Origin of the sequence: Paenibacillus mendelii (genome assembly GCF_024498075.1) — a bacterium.
Classification (GTDB): Bacteria; Bacillota; Bacilli; order Paenibacillales; family Paenibacillaceae; genus Paenibacillus_Z; species Paenibacillus_Z mendelii.
In genome coordinates this window covers 1,228,382-1,247,423 of the sequence record NZ_JANHOF010000001.1, presented here as the reverse complement: position 1 = coordinate 1,247,423, position 19,042 = coordinate 1,228,382, and the positions used below count along the sequence as shown (strand labels likewise).

17 protein-coding genes are annotated in these 19,042 nt (G+C 52.7%); 10 read left to right on the top strand and 7 right to left on the bottom strand.

All coding sequences use genetic code 11. The annotated features are described in order from the left end of the window. Window positions 1-174: 174 nt before the first annotated feature. A complete protein-coding gene (locus NNL21_RS05690) occupies window positions 175-3,180 on the top strand; it encodes an efflux RND transporter permease subunit (protein ID WP_204816441.1) in 3,006 nt (1,001 codons plus the stop codon). A gap of 145 nt (window positions 3,181-3,325) precedes the next feature. Here the strand turns inward: NNL21_RS05690 and NNL21_RS05685 are convergent, their stop codons facing one another. From NNL21_RS05685 to NNL21_RS05675, 3 genes are read right to left on the bottom strand one after another with little or no spacing between them, the layout of a single operon-like run. Further along, complete coding sequence (locus NNL21_RS05685) at window positions 3,326-3,991, bottom strand: YktB family protein (protein ID WP_204816440.1); 666 nt, start codon at window positions 3,989-3,991, stop codon at window positions 3,326-3,328. Then, entirely contained in the window at window positions 3,991-4,722 is a 732-nt protein-coding gene (locus NNL21_RS05680) for a response regulator transcription factor (protein WP_204816439.1), read from the bottom strand. The genes NNL21_RS05685 and NNL21_RS05680 overlap by 1 nt, the downstream gene beginning before the upstream one ends. A 26-nt stretch (window positions 4,723-4,748) precedes the next feature. Further along, window positions 4,749-5,891, bottom strand: coding sequence for a sensor histidine kinase (locus NNL21_RS05675; protein WP_204816438.1), 1,143 nt, complete (start codon window positions 5,889-5,891; stop codon window positions 4,749-4,751). Between the two features lie 194 nt (window positions 5,892-6,085). Between NNL21_RS05675 and NNL21_RS05670 the strand changes: the two genes are divergently transcribed. From NNL21_RS05670 to NNL21_RS05660, 3 genes are read left to right on the top strand one after another with little or no spacing between them, the layout of a single operon-like run. Then, entirely contained in the window at window positions 6,086-7,033 is a 948-nt protein-coding gene (locus NNL21_RS05670; protein ID WP_204816437.1) for an ABC transporter ATP-binding protein, read from the top strand. Between the two features lie 15 nt (window positions 7,034-7,048). Then, on the top strand, window positions 7,049-8,209 hold the full coding sequence (locus NNL21_RS05665) for an ABC transporter permease (RefSeq protein WP_204816436.1): 1,161 nt from the start codon (window positions 7,049-7,051) through the stop codon (window positions 8,207-8,209). Continuing rightward, on the top strand, window positions 8,202-9,368 hold the full coding sequence (locus NNL21_RS05660) for an ABC transporter permease (RefSeq protein WP_204816435.1): 1,167 nt from the start codon (window positions 8,202-8,204) through the stop codon (window positions 9,366-9,368). Before NNL21_RS05665 ends, NNL21_RS05660 begins: the two co-directional genes overlap by 8 nt. A gap of 2 nt (window positions 9,369-9,370) precedes the next feature. Here the strand turns inward: NNL21_RS05660 and NNL21_RS05655 are convergent, their stop codons facing one another. Next, window positions 9,371-9,901: a PCYCGC motif-containing (lipo)protein gene (locus tag NNL21_RS05655; RefSeq protein ID WP_204816793.1), complete on the bottom strand. Its 531-nt coding sequence runs from the start codon at window positions 9,899-9,901 to the stop codon at window positions 9,371-9,373. Window positions 9,902-10,091: 190 nt separating this feature from the next. Between NNL21_RS05655 and NNL21_RS05650 the strand changes: the two genes are divergently transcribed. Together NNL21_RS05650 and NNL21_RS05645 are read left to right on the top strand one after the other, a co-directional pair. Next, on the top strand, window positions 10,092-10,313 hold the full coding sequence (locus NNL21_RS05650; protein WP_204816434.1) for a hypothetical protein: 222 nt from the start codon (window positions 10,092-10,094) through the stop codon (window positions 10,311-10,313). 214 nt (window positions 10,314-10,527) lie between these two features. Continuing rightward, window positions 10,528-12,519: a stalk domain-containing protein gene (locus NNL21_RS05645; protein ID WP_204816433.1), complete on the top strand. Its 1,992-nt coding sequence runs from the start codon at window positions 10,528-10,530 to the stop codon at window positions 12,517-12,519. A gap of 121 nt (window positions 12,520-12,640) precedes the next feature. On the opposite strand, the gene NNL21_RS05640 is transcribed toward NNL21_RS05645, so the two are convergent. Genes NNL21_RS05640 through NNL21_RS05630 form a run of 3 tightly spaced genes read right to left on the bottom strand, consistent with a single transcriptional unit; the run spans window position 12,641 to window position 15,712 of the window. After that, window positions 12,641-13,720: a Gfo/Idh/MocA family protein gene (locus tag NNL21_RS05640; protein WP_204816432.1), complete on the bottom strand. Its 1,080-nt coding sequence runs from the start codon at window positions 13,718-13,720 to the stop codon at window positions 12,641-12,643. A gap of 6 nt (window positions 13,721-13,726) precedes the next feature. Further along, window positions 13,727-14,689, bottom strand: a complete 963-nt coding sequence (locus NNL21_RS05635) for an AraC family transcriptional regulator (RefSeq protein WP_204816431.1) — start codon at window positions 14,687-14,689, stop codon at window positions 13,727-13,729. 30 nt (window positions 14,690-14,719) lie between these two features. Next, entirely contained in the window at window positions 14,720-15,712 is a 993-nt protein-coding gene (locus NNL21_RS05630) for a Gfo/Idh/MocA family protein (protein WP_204816430.1), read from the bottom strand. A 214-nt stretch (window positions 15,713-15,926) separates the two neighbouring features. Here NNL21_RS05630 and NNL21_RS05625 point away from each other — a divergent pair, with 214 nt between their 5' ends. From NNL21_RS05625 to metG, 4 genes are all read left to right on the top strand, one after another. Beyond that, entirely contained in the window at window positions 15,927-16,337 is a 411-nt protein-coding gene (locus NNL21_RS05625) for a Fur family transcriptional regulator (protein ID WP_204816429.1), read from the top strand. 47 nt (window positions 16,338-16,384) lie between these two features. Further along, window positions 16,385-16,648: a membrane protein insertion efficiency factor YidD gene (gene yidD, locus NNL21_RS05620; protein WP_204816428.1), complete on the top strand. Its 264-nt coding sequence runs from the start codon at window positions 16,385-16,387 to the stop codon at window positions 16,646-16,648. An 84-nt stretch (window positions 16,649-16,732) separates the two neighbouring features. Beyond that, on the top strand, window positions 16,733-16,948 hold the full coding sequence (locus NNL21_RS37005) for a hypothetical protein (RefSeq protein WP_444875337.1): 216 nt from the start codon (window positions 16,733-16,735) through the stop codon (window positions 16,946-16,948). A 95-nt stretch (window positions 16,949-17,043) separates the two neighbouring features. After that, the gene (gene metG, locus NNL21_RS05615) at window positions 17,044-19,038 is read left to right on the top strand and encodes a methionine--tRNA ligase (RefSeq protein WP_204816427.1); all 1,995 of its coding nucleotides are present in this window, start codon (window positions 17,044-17,046) and stop codon (window positions 19,036-19,038) included. Window positions 19,039-19,042 lie beyond the last annotated feature (4 nt).

Sequence of the window (19,042 nt, the reverse complement as noted above, 5' to 3'; positions counted from 1 at the left end):
AAATGACAATTATTCATGCCGGTCCCATGCATGGAGCTTCAACCTTCAGCATGATAGGTACTCCTCCTCAAGTCGTAGTCAAAGACTAGACTCTAGACGTTTTTGGCGTATGCCATAAACAGGTAAGCTTTAGCAAGGAGTTTGAGATGAACCAGATTGAGGGGAGATAAGGTCATGCAAGGATTTACGAAGTGGGCGTTCAATAACAAAGCCGCGATGAAAATCGTCGTATTGATGGCGTTGGTCATGGGGGTTATCAGCTATTGGAAGCTGCCGATGGAATTTCTGCCGGAGGCGGATAACCCGATGGTAACGGTGGCGGCGATTGGGCCGGGATATGATGCCAAATCAATGGAAACGCAGGTTACCGCCAAGCTTGAGGATGCGCTGCAATTTACGAAGGGGAAGAGCGGCATGTTCTCCACCTCGGGCAACGGGTTCACACAAATTAATCTATCATTCGATTCCAAGACGAATATGAAGGACGCGAAGGCTGAAGTCGAGCGCTCCGTTAGCGCGGTGCAGCTGCCGGAAACGGTCTCCAAGCCGTTCGTTGTTCAATTCAATACGTCTATGATTCCGATTTCTTGGGTTACGATCGGCTTCGACGCGAAGATGAGCGAGGCGGAGCGCGAGCTAGCGGAGAAAGAGATCATTAACGAATTCAAACAAATCGACGGTGCCGGAGAAGTGTCGCTGTCCGGTAAGTCGATGCCCAGCATATCCGTCATTCCGAATACGGCGAAGCTCGAAGAGAAGGGTATCCCATTCCAAGCGCTTATGGGTGTGCTGCAGGGCCGCGGAACGACTTCTTCAGTTGGGGAGAAAACGATCGGCGGCATGTCGGGAAACATTAATGTACGTGCGGATATTAACGATATCGAAACGCTTCGTAAGCTGCCTGTCATTGCGGGCGTCACGCTTGGAGACGTTGCCGATGTGAAGCTGGAGAAGCAGCAGGAGAGCATCAGCAGCATTGATGGAAGCGATGTACTCATGTTGACGATCTCCAAGTCAGGCAGCGCGAATGCGGTATCAGTCGGCGATCGTGTCAATGAGACGGTCGAGCGCTTGAACAACGAAATGCCGTCCATCCAAGCCAAGGTGCTGCTGAGCACTTCGGAGCAGGTCGTCAGCTCGGTCAATTCCATGCTCAAGGAAGTTCTGCTGGGCGCATTATTCGCGACCATCGTGATTCTGCTCTTCATGCGTAATATCAGAGCGACGATCATTACCATTGTATCCATTCCGCTGTCGCTCGGAATAACGCTGTATTTACTGGATCTGTCTGGCGTGACGCTGAACATCATTACGCTTGGCGGCGTCGCCGTTGCGGTCGGCCGCCTCGTCGACGACAGCATTGTCGTCATCGAGAATATATATCGAAGACTGCAGAAAGAAGCATTCTCGACCCAGTTAATCATCGACTCTACCAAAGAAGTGGCAACGGCTATTACGTCATCGACGCTCGTAACGGTTGCCGTATTCCTGCCTATGGGTCTGCTGCGCGGTTCCCTGCAAGATTTCCTGCTGCCGTTCGCGCTGACAGTATCGTATTCCTTGCTGGCCTCGCTGATCGTCGCCTTAACCGTCGTGCCACTCCTTAGCGCTGTGCTGCTGCGCGGGACGAAGATGGTCGAGCACGAAGGCTCCAAACGCTTCTCCAGCTTCCTATCCTGGAATTTGAAGCATAAATGGATACCGCTGCTTATTTCAGCTCTATTGTTCTTCGGATCGATTGGAGCTTACATGCTCATGCCGAAAGCGGCACTCGATAGCTCCAATGCGTCTACGGTGAATGTATCGCTCGAATATCCGGGCGAGACGCCGCATGATGAGGTCGTAACGGCAGGCCGCAACCTGGAGAAATATTTGAATGCCCGTACGGATATTGATTGGGTGCTCATGATGAACGGTAATAGCGCCGACAATGCCAAATATGGCGACGTCTCCTCTCCGACATTGGTCACATATATGGTCGACATGAAGGATGGTGCGGATGCCGAGAAGCTGATCGATGAGCTCAAAGCGCAGCGTCCGGCTTATAAAGGAGCGGATTTGAACGCGGAAGCCGCCGACTTCATGAGCGGGGGAAGCTCCTCACAAATTACAATCGATGTGACGGGTGACGATCCGGAGGAAATTGCCAAGGGTGCCGATCAAGTCATCGCGGCCATCAAGCCGATCAAGGACGTCGTCAAGGTGAAATCGAACCAGGAGCAGAAGAAGTCCGTCTATACGTTCGAGCTTGATCCGGTCAAGGCCAAGGGGCAGGATGTGGCCATGCAGCTGCAGGGCCTGCTCAATCCGATGCCTATTGGCTCCATTAAGGTGGAGAACCGCGAAACGGCCGTCATGCTGCAGCCGTCGATCGACCCGAAATCGGAAGCCGATTTGAACCAATTGCAGATCATGACGGATAACGGTCCGGTTCCGGTGTCATCCGTGGCGAAGCTCGTCAAGAGCGAGGAATCCAGCGTGTTCTACCATAAGGACGGCAAGCTGTACATTCGCGTTACTGCCGATGCCGAGCCTTCGCAGCTGTCTGTGGTCGGCGCTGAAATTACGAAGAAGGTAAACGAACTGAAGGCTCCTGAGGGTATCAACTATGTGATCGGGGGCGCCTCGGCGGACCAAATGAGCGATTTTGCCGATCTGGGGTTAACCGCCCTCATCTCCATTGGCATTGTGTATCTGATCATGGTGATCACATTCAAGACGATCCGCGCTCCGCTTGCGATTATGTTCTCGCTGCCGCTTGCGGCAATCGGAGCGATTGGAGGGTTGCTCATCTCGGGCATATCCCCGGACTTCACGGCCATGTTTGGAGCGCTGATGCTCATTGGGATTGTCGTCACGAACGCAATCGTGCTGATCGACCGCGTGAAGCAGAATGAGCAGCGGATGCCGATCCGCGACGCGTTGATCGAAGCGGCATCCACCCGGATGCGTCCGATTCTGATGACGGCTATTGCGACCATCTGTGCCATGCTCCCGCTCGTGTTCGGCACGTCGGAGAGCGGCAGTATCGTATCGCAAAGCTTGGCCATCGTCGTTATTGGCGGTCTTGCCATTGCGACTCTGCTGACGCTGATCATTATTCCTTGCATCTATGAATTGTTCTTCTTCCGCAAGTCGAAGCGCCAGCGCATCGCGGCGGAGCTGGAACAGGCTGCTTAACCCTATATCGGATCCATATCGATTAGAGCAGCAATGATTGTTTCATTCGTCTAACAAGGCTTATATGACAAAACGCACCGCCATCCGGCCATGAGCTCGGAGGCGGTGCGTTTGTTATGCTGCCGCTTGGTGAGCGCAGCATGACTTAGAATGCCATTTTGTAGAGCGGCAGAACCGTACGGAAGGTTTCTTCCGCCTTGGCGATGAAGGCTTCACCGTCTTGGAGAAGCGGATCGTTCCGATCGATATGGATGCCGCACAAGGCTTCGGACGCTTTGACGGTTTTGAGCCGCTCCAGCAGCTTGCGCAGTCCTTCTTCACCCAGCTTGCTTTGCAGGTCGCCTTCCGGAACCATATGATCGCCCGACCATATGTAATGGGATGGAATATGCTTGGCAATTTCGTCCAACTGCTGGAGCGCATGCTCGGCGAATACGGATTTGTTCGTGGACTCGTAAATAATGGCGAACTGGACGAATACGTGAGAGCCGAACAGCCCGATTTGAAAATGGGGATGAGCCTTATACCCGCGCTTATTCGGGGCGAAGGCCACCCAAGTATCCACCGGCGGATTAATGGTCCGGCGCGCATGCTTGGCGACATGGGGAAAGATAGGTTCCTCGCACAGCTCGCTCAGCATGGGTGAGAGCCGTTCCCCAAGCTCATGCAGCTTTGGGCGAATGCGGTCAATCAACAGGGTCATGCGAGGCTCCAAGCCGGGAACGGCAAAGACATCGAAATCATCCTGCGTAAAACCGGGAAAGGCTTGCGTGGAGGCGGATTGGGGTTGCTGCGTATTCGTCGTTGTCATTATTTATCGTTCCTCTCTATAGATGCGGTAGGATGGGGCTTGACAGGCTGCAGGGTCAAATAATGAATGGCGATCTGCGTCCGATCGCGTAACCCCAGCTTGCCTAAGATCACTGTAATATTGTTTTTCACGGTGCCTTCACTAAGAAACAGATTGCCGGCTATCTCTTTATTCGATTGACCGTCCGCAATTAATCGGATGACATGCCGTTCGGCTTGTGTCAGTCCGAGAGCGGAGAGCGCGTGATCACGGGCAGCAGCAGTTTCGTCTGCTGACAGAGAGCTGGCGGCCTCAGCCGGGGCAGCGGCCGCAGCTGTCCCAACGAGACCGGCTAGTTTACGGGCAATGTCGGGATGCATTAGCATGGAGCCTTCATAGATGGTCTTGATGCCGGAGACAATCCGGCTGGGAGGCACGTTCTTGAGCAAGTAGCCGTTTGCCCCGCTGCGAATGGCATCGGTTATGTGATCGTCGTCATCGAACGTCGTGAGCATGAGCACAGCGGGCGGCTTCTTCAGCGACTTCAGCTTCCGGGTGCCTTCAACACCGCCGCATACAGGCATCCGAATGTCCATCAGCACGACATCAACCGCTTGCTGTGAGGCGAAAGCGAAGGCTTCCTCGCCATCGCCGCATGTGCCAACGACAGTCAGGTCCGGCTCGATGTCGAGAATCAGCTTCAAGCTCTCGCGTATGAATGGATCATCATCCACAATCAGCACTGTTATCATGGGGGCGGACAGCTCCTTTCTTCTTGTCAGGCCTCAATTGCCTGAACTCCGAGCGGCACAATGGTCGTGACGGTAAAATGAGGTTTCGTTGCAACATCAAGCTGCCCGCCTACGAGCATGATCCGTTCGTTCATGCCGCGGAATCCGATTCCTTGCACAATCGGCCCATCAGGCACCAAGCCGTCATTAGCGACGGAAAGGCGAAGATCCGAAGGGCGGTATTCGAGTATAATGTCAACCCGCCTGGCGCCTCCATGACGCACGGCATTCGTAATGGCCTCCTGCGAATTGCGGTATAACACATATTCAATGCTGGGATAGAGCGGATAAGGCTGGCCGGCAATCGTGAACGTCACTTCGATGCCGAGCTCACGACCCGATTCCTCGATCAAGCGATCAAGTGCGTATTTGCGCGAAGTATCATCGCTGACCGGTGATAGTCTTCGCACGGTCCGCCGCATCCGTTCCATGCTGTCTTCCATTTGATCTCGGATTTGTCCGAGCATGGCGTGTGCTTTGTCTGGCTGCTTGTCGAGCAGCTGAAGCGCAGCCTCCATCATCATTTTTTGCCGGATGAGCCGGTGCCCAAGATCGTCGTGGATGTCTTTGGCAATCCGGTTACGTTCCTCTGCCTGAGCAAAACGCTCTACCTGAGCGGCATAATCGATCATGCGTCTGCGCGTCTGCTCGAGGTCTTCGTGACTGCGGGCCAAGGCATCGTAGAGCGATTCCGCATAGTGCTGCTTGACGGCAATACGCTCATAAGCAAGCAGCAGTGCAGAGATCGTTAACCAGATGAGGTTCGCCATCCAGATGAGCTCGGCATCACGATGCAGAATTACCGTATTCTGCGCCAGTCCCACAAGAAGGACGAACATGACTAGCAGCTGCCGCTTCCGCGAGTATATGAATATGGCGATTAAGCTTGAATAGAGAGCTAGAAACATGAGTCCTTCTTCGGTGTAAGCCAGATAACTCAACCAAATAAGCTCGATCGGCAGGATAAATCGCCGAACCGGAATATGTATTTCGCTGATTCTTATTAGAAGCAGACCGATCAGAACCTGCAGCGTAAACCATCCCTGCGCCTCTACGTGACCGGTCAATAGTGTACCCAAAGCAGGTACGATTAAGAGCAGATGCCGGATCCAGATCAGCAGAAGAGACATGGGCAAGCTCCTTTAGCAGGAAATCAATGACTCTCATTATATCACAAACGGGTTAGCCGAGCTTCGTGTGATCTTGACCGGATACAATAATAATGACTTTCGTCATGCTGCGATCATGACTTAACGGACCTGTATGGGAGCGATGAAAGACGTACAATAAAGCACATGAGGTATTGAGGGGAGAAGATATAATCATGAGTCTTGTTACATTCCATGAAGTTGTCAAGAAATACGATACCGTCCCGTCGGTCAATCATCTGTCGCTGGCCATCGGAGCGGGTGAAATATTCGGCCTGTTGGGTCCGAACGGGGCGGGGAAGAGCACATCCATTCATATGCTGGCTGGTCTTCTTGACATCGATGGCGGGGATATTAAGGTAGACGGCTACTCTGTTCGCAGCCATGCGCTTGAGGTGAAGAAGAGAATCGGACTCGTTCCTCAAGAGCTGGCGATCTATGACTCCTTATCAGCAGCGGAGAATGTAACGTTCTTCGCAAGATTATACGGTTTGCGCGGGAGGCTGCTCCGAGAGCGGGTAAGTGAGGCACTGGAGTTTGTCGGCCTTCAAGATAAGGCTGGAAGCAAGCCTTCCACGTTCTCAGGCGGCATGAAGCGTCGATTGAATATAGCTTGCGCCATTATGCATCAGCCGAAGCTGATCATTATGGATGAGCCGACAGTCGGGATCGACCCGCAATCCCGCAATCACATTCTCGAATCGGTACGAACGCTCAACAAGCTGGGATCTACAATCATCTATACAAGTCATTACATGGAAGAGGTCGAAGCGATCTGTACGCGTGTCGGCATCATGGATCGAGGGAAGCTGATCGTATCCGGGACGAAAGAGGAATTACGGCGGCAGATCGGCAGTGAGGAGAAGCTGGTTCTGGAGGTTGACCGTACGGATCCAGCTGCATCGGCCGAGATTCGGCAGCATCCACGGATCAAATCATTCACGGAGCTGGAAGCCAACTCCTTTGAAGCTGTATTAGACGAATCGGCAACGGCGCTGCAAGATTTACTGTTTATTTTGCAGAAGCATCAAGTGGGGCTTCGGAAGCTGACAAGGGTGGAACAGGACTTGGAGACACTATTTCTTCAGCTCACGGGGCGAACGCTTCGGGATCGTACTTCTTAGGAGGGGGAAGCTGCAATGTACGCATGGTTAACAATGGCGTGGTTTGAACTGATTCGTTTCGTTCGGATGAAATCGGTGATTGCACTTATGTTTCTTCTGCCGCTGCTCCTTATCTTTCTGTTAGGCAATGCATTCCGGGAGGAGATGAAGCCGGTTAAGGTTGCCGTCCATCTTGCTGATGAAGACGCCCTGGGCACTATGATCCGCTCCTACCTGCAAGATAAGGAGACGGCAGATTATATGGTCGCTACGGAAGTTTCGACCGAAGATGAAGCGAGGGAGCAGGTCAGGAATGGCACCGCGGATTTCGGGGTAGTGATTCCGACGGGTTTCTCGGCGCGTGTGATGGCCGGTGATGAGGCAGCATGGAATGTCTATCCGGGCAGGGATGATAATCGCAATATTATGGCGGAGTCGGTCTTGCAGCGGCTCCTGACCCAAATCGAAGTCCGTCAAACAGCGGCCGCCGTCCTAGGTGCGAATAGCGCAGGCCTGCCGCAAGAGAACGACGTGCCCAGAGCGTTGCCTGGGATTAAGACGGAGCATGTCGGGGGCGGGAAGGATCCGTTCGGATCGGTGACCGCCATCCAATATTACGCGGGGGCCTACTTAATCATGTTTTTACTCTATTCAGGCATGTCAGGGATCTTATCGTTAATAAACGAAAGAGAACTAGGCACGATCGGCCGTCTTTACGGAACACCGCATCCCATCTGGCTGCTGGTACTAGGGAAACTGACAGGCTTCGGATTGTTTGCGGTCCTTCAAGCCATGGCCATTATCGGATTTTCTTGGCTCGTTTATGGGGTACAGTGGGGTGGGAGCCCTTTCCTGATGATACTCGTATGCTTGCTGACCTCGGCTTCGGCTGTTGGGCTGAGCGCCATTATCGCATCATTCGTTCGAACGAGCAAAGCAACGTTGAACATGTTCTCGGTGCTTACAATCTTCATGACATTCCTAAGCGGGGGCATGGTGGCCGACTTGAGTGGAACGATTCGCCGTATAGGCGATTTCACAATCAATCATTGGGCAACCGTCACGATTCGCAGAATTATGGATAATGGGGACATGGATCATATATGGCAGGGGATTGGAGTACTTGCGGCTATTGCTGCCGTACTCATGTTCATCGGGGCGATGAGACTGAAGAAAGTGGTGAGATTGCATGCCTAGCCTTATAATAGCCGGATTAATTGTTCGGCGTACGATCGGCCATCCCAAAGGGTTTATTATGCTTGTTCTGCTTCCTGCGCTCGTTCTGTCTATTATCATCACTCTGTTCGGATCGTCCCAGGATTCCCCGAAAACCGTCGCGGTGTGGAATGCAGATCAGGGGCCTTTTGGCCAAATGCTCATCGAGCAGCTCGCTAACGAGCCATCGATTGTACTGAGCAGTGAAGGGGAAAGGAGTGAGGAAGCTCTCCGAAAAGCGGTCGTGGAAGGGCAGGTTGATGCAGCTCTCTATGTGCCGGAGAATTACACGGCATCTCTTCTGAAGGGAAGTCAGGTACAGCCCAAGCTCTATCGTCAGAGCGTGACGCTGTGGAATGCTGCGATCGAACAGAGGCTGGCGGTTGAGGCCGAGCAGTCATCTGCATTCGCGGCCATGGCGGCGGCATCAGGCAAAACAGTCGAAGACCAGCTGCAGCAGGCGGAACGTCTCGTGAAAGAACAAGCGAAGCACCGCATTTCGTTGACGGAGCCGCTGCAAAGTTTGGAATCAAAGAAGACGAAGCCAAGCAATGTACTGGTGACAGGCGTCATACTCTTGTTTATCATGCTTGCGATCAATCAATCGGTGCAAATTGTAATGGAGGATCGTACGAACCGGACCATGGCCCGTATGTATACGGCTCCGGTACGAAAATACGAGATTGCACTGGGTAACTTTCTAGGCAGTATGGTGCTCGGAACGGTTCAACTTCTTCTTGTTCTAGGCGTCACACGCGGCTTGCTTCATTATGATTACGGTGTCGAATTTGGCGCGCATTTTCTCGTCCTAGAGTGCTTCTTGCTTGCGGCGGTCGGCCTCTCTACAGCGATTGCAGGACTGGTACGCAATACAGACCACTTGCCCCAGCTTAGCACGCTGGTCGTTACACCGACCTGTATGCTCGGAGGATGCTTCTGGCCGATCGGAATGATGCCGGATTTTATGCAGAAGCTGGCGAATTTTGTGCCTCAGAGGTGGGCGATGGAGGCGATTGATCGGATGGCGTTTGGGAGCGGATTGCAGGATGTGATGCTGCCGATCGGAATTCTGCTGCTGTTCGCCGCGGTATTGCTTGCCTTCGGCGTATTTATTCTGCAGCCAAACCGATCGGCATCCTAAGATTACGATTCCGGCATGGGTGTGTCAGTCGGTGTGCCTGCTCGTCCATCATAGCGGGTATGGATGGCATCGCGAATGTCCTTGATGCTTTTGCCTTCGGCATGCATGGCTGCCGCAATAACGGCTGTCTCCATGCACACACCGCATCGTGTGCCATGATCATCCCATACGATACTGCCGTCTTCCTCCGCTTCGTTAATAAAGCACTGCAGGTTGCTGCGATGACCGGCGGATTCCCCGCAGCCGCAGTAGCATGGAATACTCTTCAGTAAATCCTGGTTAGCTGCAGCTGTCTTGTACGAGAGTATGATCATTTCGGCAGCCCCGTCCAGAAAGGCCGGCAGTGAATTTACGCTGCTGGTTGTTTGCTGTAAATCGCCGTTCGGGAGGTGGGTGTCCTCAGGTATCCGATCGGATGATTGGTGCTGCGCATGAGCTTCTTTCGCTGGCAAGGGCTCACTATTGCCTGAGCAGCCGCTCAGCACCGCAGCCAGTGCAACTGAGCATGCGGCGAGCAGGGGACCCTTGCGCATCAGGGGTGTAAAGCTTGCGTTCATATTACGTGCTCCTCCGTTCAAAAAGATGTCGGTTGCATTCCGCTTCGCTATCGTTTACAGTCTAGTCTAGTTGAACGATAGAGGTTTGTCGAGGCGCGTGAGCGCGGGTACGCTCTATACGTGATCATTGTTATCGTACGGAAAAGTCTCTGGGAGGTTTGTGACAATGTATTGGCAGCAAATTTGGTTTTTAGTTAATATGGTTTTCGTGGCGCTTCTTATTACTTTCATGTTTACCCACCGCTCGGTTTCCATGGCGCGCCTGGAGCAGAATGAGCAGAAGGTGAAGTCGGCGGTAAGAGTCCGGAATACCATAGGCATTATCACGATCATTGCTTTTCTTGCCATGATCGCCAGCTTCTTAATGAATATGCGCGTCAACGGTTAGCAGTCTGGCTGAGAGGCGGACACCGGGCAAACGAGCTCACATAGATGGCGCTGAAATAAGTAGACACAAGCCGCAGATAACAATGCAGGCTTTGTGTCTATTTCTTGTCGCTTTGGTGAAGCACCGCAACTTTTAAAGATACCATAGCGTTTAAGAAGGGTAGCAACAGACAGCACCAGGAGATGCTGTTTAGATGTAGAAAAGGAGACGGAGCATGAAATCACTGAAATGGTTACTCGTGTTATCGCTATTATTCGTACCGATGAGCGGCGCACTCTCTGAGACGGCATCCGCCGAAGGGGCAGCTTCCAATCAACTGACAGTACAGCTCGACAGCAAGACGATGATTCATAATGGGACCTCTTATTTGTCCGTTCAGCCGTTGACGCTGAAGAATGGATCGGCTTTCATCGCGTTCCGATCCGTTGCGGATCGTTTCGGTTATAAAATTACGTACGACGCGAAGACGAAGGAATCCGTTGCAACGAACAGTACGCAGGAGATTCGCTTGAAAGCGGGAAGCCTGATCATCAAGCGGGGGAAAGAGGTGCTCAAAGCGCCGGTAGCTCCATTCGCGATGAACGGCTCGCTGATGGTACCACTGCGCACCTGGTCGATCGCCACGGACAGCAAGCTGACGCTGGCTGGAAAGTCGATGACGTTAGCTTGGAGCACATTGCCTACAGCTAATTTCGCAGTATCACCAGACAAAATTTATGCCGGTGAAACTATGGTTACCTATATCGATCGTGCGACAAGCCCGACCGGACAGCCATTCGTTGACGAGCGTTGGGACGGCAAGATGGATGTATTCCCGGAAGCTGGCTCCTATACGATCACAAGACAAGTACAGGATGCGTCGGGAGCGTGGAGCGAGCCGTATTCGGTAACCGTGCAAGTACTGGCACCGAATATGCCGCCGATAGCGGACTTTAAGACCGAGAAGGAGAAGTACCGGATCGGCGAGCAAATCCTGTACACGGACCTGAGCTATGACGATGAGAATGCTATTGCACGCAGGACATGGTCAATCAATGGTGTTGAGGTCAAAAACTGGACGAAGCAAGAGAAGGCGTTCTTTGAAGCAGGGGACTATCAAATATCCCTCGAGGTAGAGGACGCCCACGGGTTGACACACATGGTGACCAAGACGGTTACCGTCACGGATGAAGTCCTGTACACGAGGGACGAATACAATAAGTTGTTTACCGAGGTCGGATACAAGTTTCCAATCAATGGAGCATCGGTTCTGGATATTCCAGAAGTCAAGTATACGCTTCAATCCGATATGGCACAGATGATTCGGAGCAACAGCCCGGAGGTCTTCATCAACGAAGGGATCGCCTACGATGATCAGTTGACGGGACCGATTCGCTTTCTGTTCCATAACTTTAACTCGATCGGATATCCGGTCAAGATGTATCTGATTGCAACGAATAACAATAGAACGACTGCCAACGTCAATACGAGCTCGTTCGGTATGGGCGGTCCGGATCCTTATGTGGAGAATACCGGCAAGCTCTCGACCGTCCGGTATTTGAAGTCATTGGCGGAGAATCCAACGCCGAAGTGGACGGCGATCAAGCCTGGCCAGTCGATCAATCTGATGCCTGAGCTGTCCATGGCTCCGATCAAGCCGAATCAAGTGTTATCCGCGTACGGGGACGTCTTCGCGGACCAGGAGCTGCAGTTCAGAGTTGTGGTTGTAGCTCAAGGCAAAGATCCGATTAAGGAGCTGTCGTCACTCTCCGTTATGGAACGTGATGGCAAACACGTAAGGGGCACGTTCAACAGTGCGAACCGTACCATGGAAATTAACGAACCGCTCGGCTACGATGAGAAGCGTATCGTGCTGGGCGACTGGAAGCAGGATTCCTATCTCGTTGGATACGATGGCACGAGCGGCCAGAATGAAATCAACGTTGGCAACTTCGGGGTTGTCTACCGGATGCAGCTGAATCACGTTGCACCGAATACTGTAATCACTCTAAATGCGCGAGGCGGCCATTATACAGGAGCGTTTCTTGTTAATGGTGAGCTGGTCACCGTAACGAAGGACAGCATTCTGAAGGATAACTCAGAGGCTGCCGTTTTGTACCGGACCGGTGACACAGAGGAATCCATTGAGATGGTCTTTACGCCCGCATCGGGCAGCAATCTGCCGGTTGCGATGCTATTCCAGAAGATGCCCCCGCTCAAATATTAAGGGGAATGGATATCAAACGTTTGCACAACAGGTAGAAAAAAAGGCTTCCTGCATCGGCGACTTGAGTCGCCGGGCAGGAAGCCTTTTCTATTGCGTCTATTGGTGACGGGATGAACTCATATTACGGAAGCTCGATTGCAACTTCCCGTTTCGATTCGGCCGAACGAAGCACACCGTCGATGATCGCCTGCTGAATCAGTATTTGGTCGCCAGGGATCGGAGCCGGGCGGCCTTCGCGGACCGCTTCGACGAAGTCACGCACTTTCTCGAAGAACAGGTCCTTCTGATGCTCGATGACCGGTACAGGCGTGGAAGTCTGCTGTCCCATGAAATCATGGAAGAGCGTCATGCTGCCGACCTTGCCATCCCATACGCCAGACCAGTTGCCTGTTCCGTGAGGATTTACCTTCAAGCCGCCTTCGCTGCCAAGGAACATTGTCGAGCCGAGCGAATCCATATGCATCGCCCACGAAATTTTAAATTGGAGCACCAGATCGCCCTCGAAGCGTACTAAGGCTACGCCGAAATCCTCGACTTCGAATTGATCGGCTTGCGGGTGGTACAGCGGATTCGTGCCAAAATAGTTCGACGTGTAGGCCGATACCGTGAGCGGTTTCGGGTATCCCATGGCGCTCAGTGCCATATCCAGCGAATAACAGCCGATGTCGGCCATTGCGCCGGCCCCGGCAAGATCTTTACGGATAAACGTGCCGCCAGGCATGCCTCTGCGGCGTCCGCCGCCGGTTTCCACATAATATACCTTGCCCAGCTTGCCGGACTGTACGATGTCTTGAACGAGCTTCATGTTGGGATCGTAACGCGGCTGGAAGCCGATCGTCAGCATCTTGCCGGACTCGCGCTGCGTCTCGACCATGTCAACGGCCTCGGCCAGCGTGACGGACATCGGTTTTTCGAGCAGCACGTTCTTCCCTGCGCGGAGCGCATCGACGGTCGTCAGATGGTGGGAGACGTTCGGCGTACAGATGCTGACACCGTCGAGATCCATGTCAAGCAGCTTGCGGTGATCTTCGAAATACTGCGCACCGCCTAAGCCTTGCGCTTCTATGAATTGTTTCGCTTTGCCGGGTACAACGTCAGCTATACCGACGATTTCCACATCTGCCAGCTTCTTATATTGATTGACATGAGCGTTTGCAATGCCCCCGCTGCCGATAATACCGATTCGCATGGATTTAGCCATTACATATCATTCTCCTTTAGGATCAGCTTTTGTCGATAATGTACCGCCTGAATGACGCTCTTTATACTGTTTCGGCGTCATGCCGAAACGTTTCTTGAAGACATAATACAAATAATTGCCGCTGGCAAATCCGTGTTCAAGCGCGATCTGCTCGATAGGTCCGCGACCTTCCACGATTGCGCTGCAAATTTGGTTCAAGCGGTAATTTTCCAAATAGATGCTGAATGATTCTGCTCCCTGCTCGCGAAAGATGCGCTGCAGCTGTCTGCCGCTGATTGGAATCCGCTCGGCCACTTCCTTCAGAGACAGCGCGGAAGCGTAGTTGTCATGAATGAATTGAGTTGCCATCTGGAACCGGTGCTCATTGATGTTTCTTCCCGGCGGCTCATAGGTGACGCCAGGAAGCAATGACATGCGGGAAGCACGCAGCAGGATTTGGATGATGGCTTGTTTGATCGTCGAGTAGGCGCCAGGCTGTCCGTCATGCCATGCACGGTAGGCGGTTAAGAACCAAGCCATTGCATTGTACTGATCAGCCAGGGGGCGAAGGGGGAGTGCGTCGAGTGCTTGAATGCACGCCTCCGCTTCCCGGTCTTCCCAAGCCTCGCCCCACGTTTGGGAGTCGTCCAAGTCCAGGGGCGTAATCTCGATGTGGAGGCACAGCTCATCCATTGGCTCCTTGATGTCGGCTTCCTGTTGGTGCAGGACTCCGGGGCCGGTTAAATAAAATTGCCCTTCATGTACCGGATGCTCGCCTTCTTCGAAGCTGATCGTACCTTTGCCGCGCGGAATGAAATGAAATTCATATTCCGAATGTTTATGGAACCGGATTATTTTGCCTGGCGGAAAGGACGTCAGATGGCAGCGAAGCACACGGAAGCCGTAGCTGCCCCAGCGAAAACGGATGTCGAGACGGTCAATGGCATCCATTTTCTCGGTCATAAGCGCGTATGCAAACGGTTTAGCCATAATAGTTCGATCCTTCCTGAAGCGGCTGGATTAGTTTTGTAATTCTGAAATTTGAACGTCGCGCTTCTCTGCTGCTGAGATATTGGAAGCTTCCATCAGCTTCGTCAGATCGACAGCGAGTGCAATGTTCTCATCTGCGGTTGTACCATTCAAGATATGTCCGACCCATTGGTCAAAAGCCGATAGACGGTTAGCTGGAATTTCGTAAGTAACCCATTCATTCGCTTCCAGTTTGTTGCTCCGTACACGCATCGTCGCGTCGGGAAAACCGTACAACAGCGTACCTTCTGTTCCGTGAAGCTCAACGGAGAAAGGGGAATGGCTGTTGACGAAGCCGGCTTCGACGATCCCGATAGCCCCATTGTCATACTTCAGGATGGCAACGGCGTTATCTTCAACTTCTTTACCGCTTACGTAGCCGAATGCCGCATTAATGCTTTGCGGTTGGCCGAGGAAGAGACGGTTCAGATACATGGGGTGGCAGCCCAGGTCGATCAGAGCCCCGCCTCCGCATTGCTCCAAGCTGTAGAAGTGCTCCGGCAGCCAGCCAGCCGTTGCGCCGTTATGCGATAGGCGCACGCGTGCTTGCGTGAGTTGGCCTAGAAGACCCTTGCCAATCACTTCTTGTGCTGCAAGTGTGTAGCCGTCGTTCAGGCGAGGCAGCGATACTGTGAGCTTGACGCCGGCTTCGTTGATAGCCGCTAAGATTTCATTCACTTCTTTCAGGGTTGGGGCAACAACTTTTTCGGTGAAAATATGTTTGCCTGCGCGAGCGGCTTTCACCATGACGTCACGATGGATATTCGTTGGTGTGTCAACGACGACAGCATCAACATCTCCACGTGCGAGCAGTTCATCCAAATCTGCGACAAACGGAACACCAAGCTTCTCTGCGGATTCCTTGCCTCTGCTAGGGATTTCATCCCAGACAGCAACGATTTCTGTCTCGTTATTTCCTTGAACCTGTTTTGTGTAATCCCAAGCATGAACATGCCAGTAGCTGAGCATTGCAACTCGAATCATGAATGTATTCCTCCTGGATTAGATACTCTAATTATGCGACACATCGATAAGTTAACACAAATGATTGTAGTCTATAATCGATTAATATGACAACTGGACTGTAAATTCACGACATCATTCATGTCGCGATTCGGTAGTAGGCCGCTATCATTGACGTGACCCCCGTTTTCGGGCATTATGGAAAGAAGAATGCAGTATGCGGAGGGTTCTCAAGGTGTTGACAACGGAAGAAATCGTGGAACGGATGTCTGCCCAAGGGTTGCGTATTACCGATCAACGGAAAACGTTAGCCAAGCTATTCGCGGACACACCGGGATATTTGGCCCCTAAGGCAGTCTATGAATATATGGAAAAAACGTATAGCGGTCTTAGCTTCGATACGGTCTACCGCAACCTGCGGGTGATGGAAGAGCTGGGCGTCTTGGAGCAGGTCGTGTTCGAGGACGGGGCAAAGTTCAAGCTTCATTGCCGCGAGGATCATCACCATCATCATCTTATTTGTTTGAATTGCGGCAAAACGTATCCCATTACGTTCTGTCCGATGGAAAAGACGGAGGTTCCGGCTGACTTCAAAGTGGTGAAGCATAAATTTGAAGTATTCGGATATTGTCAAGCCTGCGGTTGAGGAGCATTCGGGTTCGGCTAGAATTCACATAATAGGAGGGCCGGCCGATGCGTAAAGTCTTGCAAGCACCGATACATGTTTATCGACGCTATATTTCGCCGCTGAAGCCGCCAACCTGCCGTTTCTATCCAACCTGCTCCGAGTACGCCCTGCAAGCGATCGAGAAGCATGGAGCGCTTAAAGGCAGCTGGCTGGCTGTCAGGCGCATCAGCCGCTGTCACCCGTTTCATCCGGGCGGTATTGATCATGTCCCGCCAACCCGTGAGGAACGGCAGGCCGCCCTTGACAGCGAAGCGCCAGATTCGGTATAGTTTGGAGCAAGAGAACATTATCCATAACCAACCCTTCAATGAACGGATAAGTACAGAAGAGAAGCCCTTGTCAGAGAGCCGGGATTGCTGAGAACCGGTAAGGTGCGCCTTCTGGAATATGGTCCGGGAGAATCTGCTTTCGAACCGGCAGCGATGCATGCTGCGGCTAGGGGGCGGCGCGCGGCCGCGTTATCAGCCTGCTGCCGTCCTTGGACGGCGCTTAATGAAGCTTTCGCTGCGGTCTCGCGGCGGGAGAAATTTGGGTGGTACCGCGTGAGCTACGAAGCTTTCGTCCCATAGTGGACGAGGCTTTTTTCTGTTTTTATCGTCTGCGAAACATTGTTGATACAACTATATGCACATGCAGTTCTACCATTAATGAAGGGGGCTCTCTCATGAGCGAAGCAAACAAAACGTTCTATATTACAACGCCAATTTATTACCCGAGCGACAAGCTCCATATCGGTCACGCCTATACGACGGTAGCGGGCGACGTTATGGCACGCTATAAGCGGCTGCTTGGCTACAAAGTCTGGTATTTGACCGGGACGGATGAACATGGCCAGAAAATCGAACGTAAAGCAGAGGAGAAAGGCAAGACCCCACAGAAGTTCGTAGACGATATCGTCGTGACGATCAAGGAACTATGGAAGAAGCTGGACATCTCCAACGATGATTTCATCCGTACAACCGAGCAGCGGCATAAGGACATTGTCGTCGAGATCTTCGATCGCCTCCTGCAGCAGGGTGACATCTATAAGGGTATTTATGAAGGCTGGTACTGCACGCCGTGCGAATCGTTCTTCCTTGAGCGTCAGCTCGTGGACGGAAACTGTCCGGATTGCGGGCGTCCTGTGGAGCTGGTGAAGGAAGAGAGCTATTTCTTCCGGATGAGCAATTATGCAGACAGGCTGCTGCAATATTATGAAGATAACCCTTCATTTATTCAGCCGGAATCCCGCAAGAATGAGATGATCAACAATTTTATCAAGCCGGGCTTGGAAGATCTGGCCGTATCCCGTACAACCTTCGATTGGGGAATCAAGGTGAAGGGCGATCCGAAACACGTTGTGTATGTTTGGATCGATGCCTTGTCCAACTACATTACCGCACTCGGCTACGGTTCCGTGGATGCGAAGAAGTTTGATACCTTCTGGCCGGCTGACGTTCATCTGGTGGGTAAGGAGATCGTTCGCTTCCATACCATCTATTGGCCAATCATGCTGATGGCGTTAGGGCTTCCACTGCCGAAGCAAGTGTTCGCTCACGGCTGGTTTTTGGCGAAGGATGGCAAGATGTCGAAGTCCAAGGGCAATGTAGTTGATCCCGTCATGCTGATCGATCGATACGGCCTTGACGCGCTGCGTTATTTTCTGCTGCGGGAAGTCCCTTTCGGTGCAGACGGCATGTTTACACCGGAAAACTTCGTCGAACGAATCAATCACGATCTGGCCAATGACCTAGGGAACTTGCTGAACCGGACGATTGCTATGATCGACAAGTATTTTGGCGGAGCTATTCCAGCTTACAATGGCAGCGTAACGGCATTCGACGCTTCGCTGTCTGCACTTGCCGCCGGTACGGCTGAGCAAGTAGAAGCTTCGATGGAAAAGATGGAGTTCTCGATCGCACTCACCGCGATATGGCAGCTTATTGGGCGAACGAACAAATTCATTGATGAGACCCAGCCGTGGGCGCTGGCTAAGGATGAAGCGAAGAAGGATGAGCTTGCATCGACGATGTACCATCTTGCCGAGTCGCTGCGCATCATATCGGTTCTGCTGCAGCCGTTCCTGACGAATGCGCCGCGTGAAATACGCAGACAGCTTGGCATTGCGGAAGGCGAGTTGTCCACGTGGGAGAGTACGAGAACGTTCGGTCTCCTGCCTGACGGCACGCAAGTTTCGAAGGCCGAGCCGATCTTCCCGCGGCTTGACGTTGCGCAGGAAGTCGCTTATATTGCGGCAAGCATGAATGGCGGTGCAGCTTCGGCGGAGGAGGCCAAGGAGCCTCAGCAGGAGGGAGCCGCCGCTCCGGCAGCTATCGCCGAAGCGCCTGAGCCTAAAGAAGAAATCACGATTGATGATTTCGCCAAGGTTGAACTGGTCGTCGCGCAGGTCATTGCGGCCGAGCCGGTCAAGAAGGCCGATAAGCTGCTGAAGCTTCAGCTGGATCTGGGTTATGAGCAGAGGCAGGTAGTTTCCGGTATCGCCAAATTTTACACGCCGGAGCAGATGGTCGGACGCAAAGTGATCTGTGTCACGAATCTCAAGCCGGTCAAGCTGCGCGGGGAGCTGTCGCAGGGAATGATTCTTGCCGCATCGGTTGGCGATCAGCTGACGCTGGCTACCGTTCCTGGAGATATGCCGAACGGCGCAATTGTGAAATAAGAAT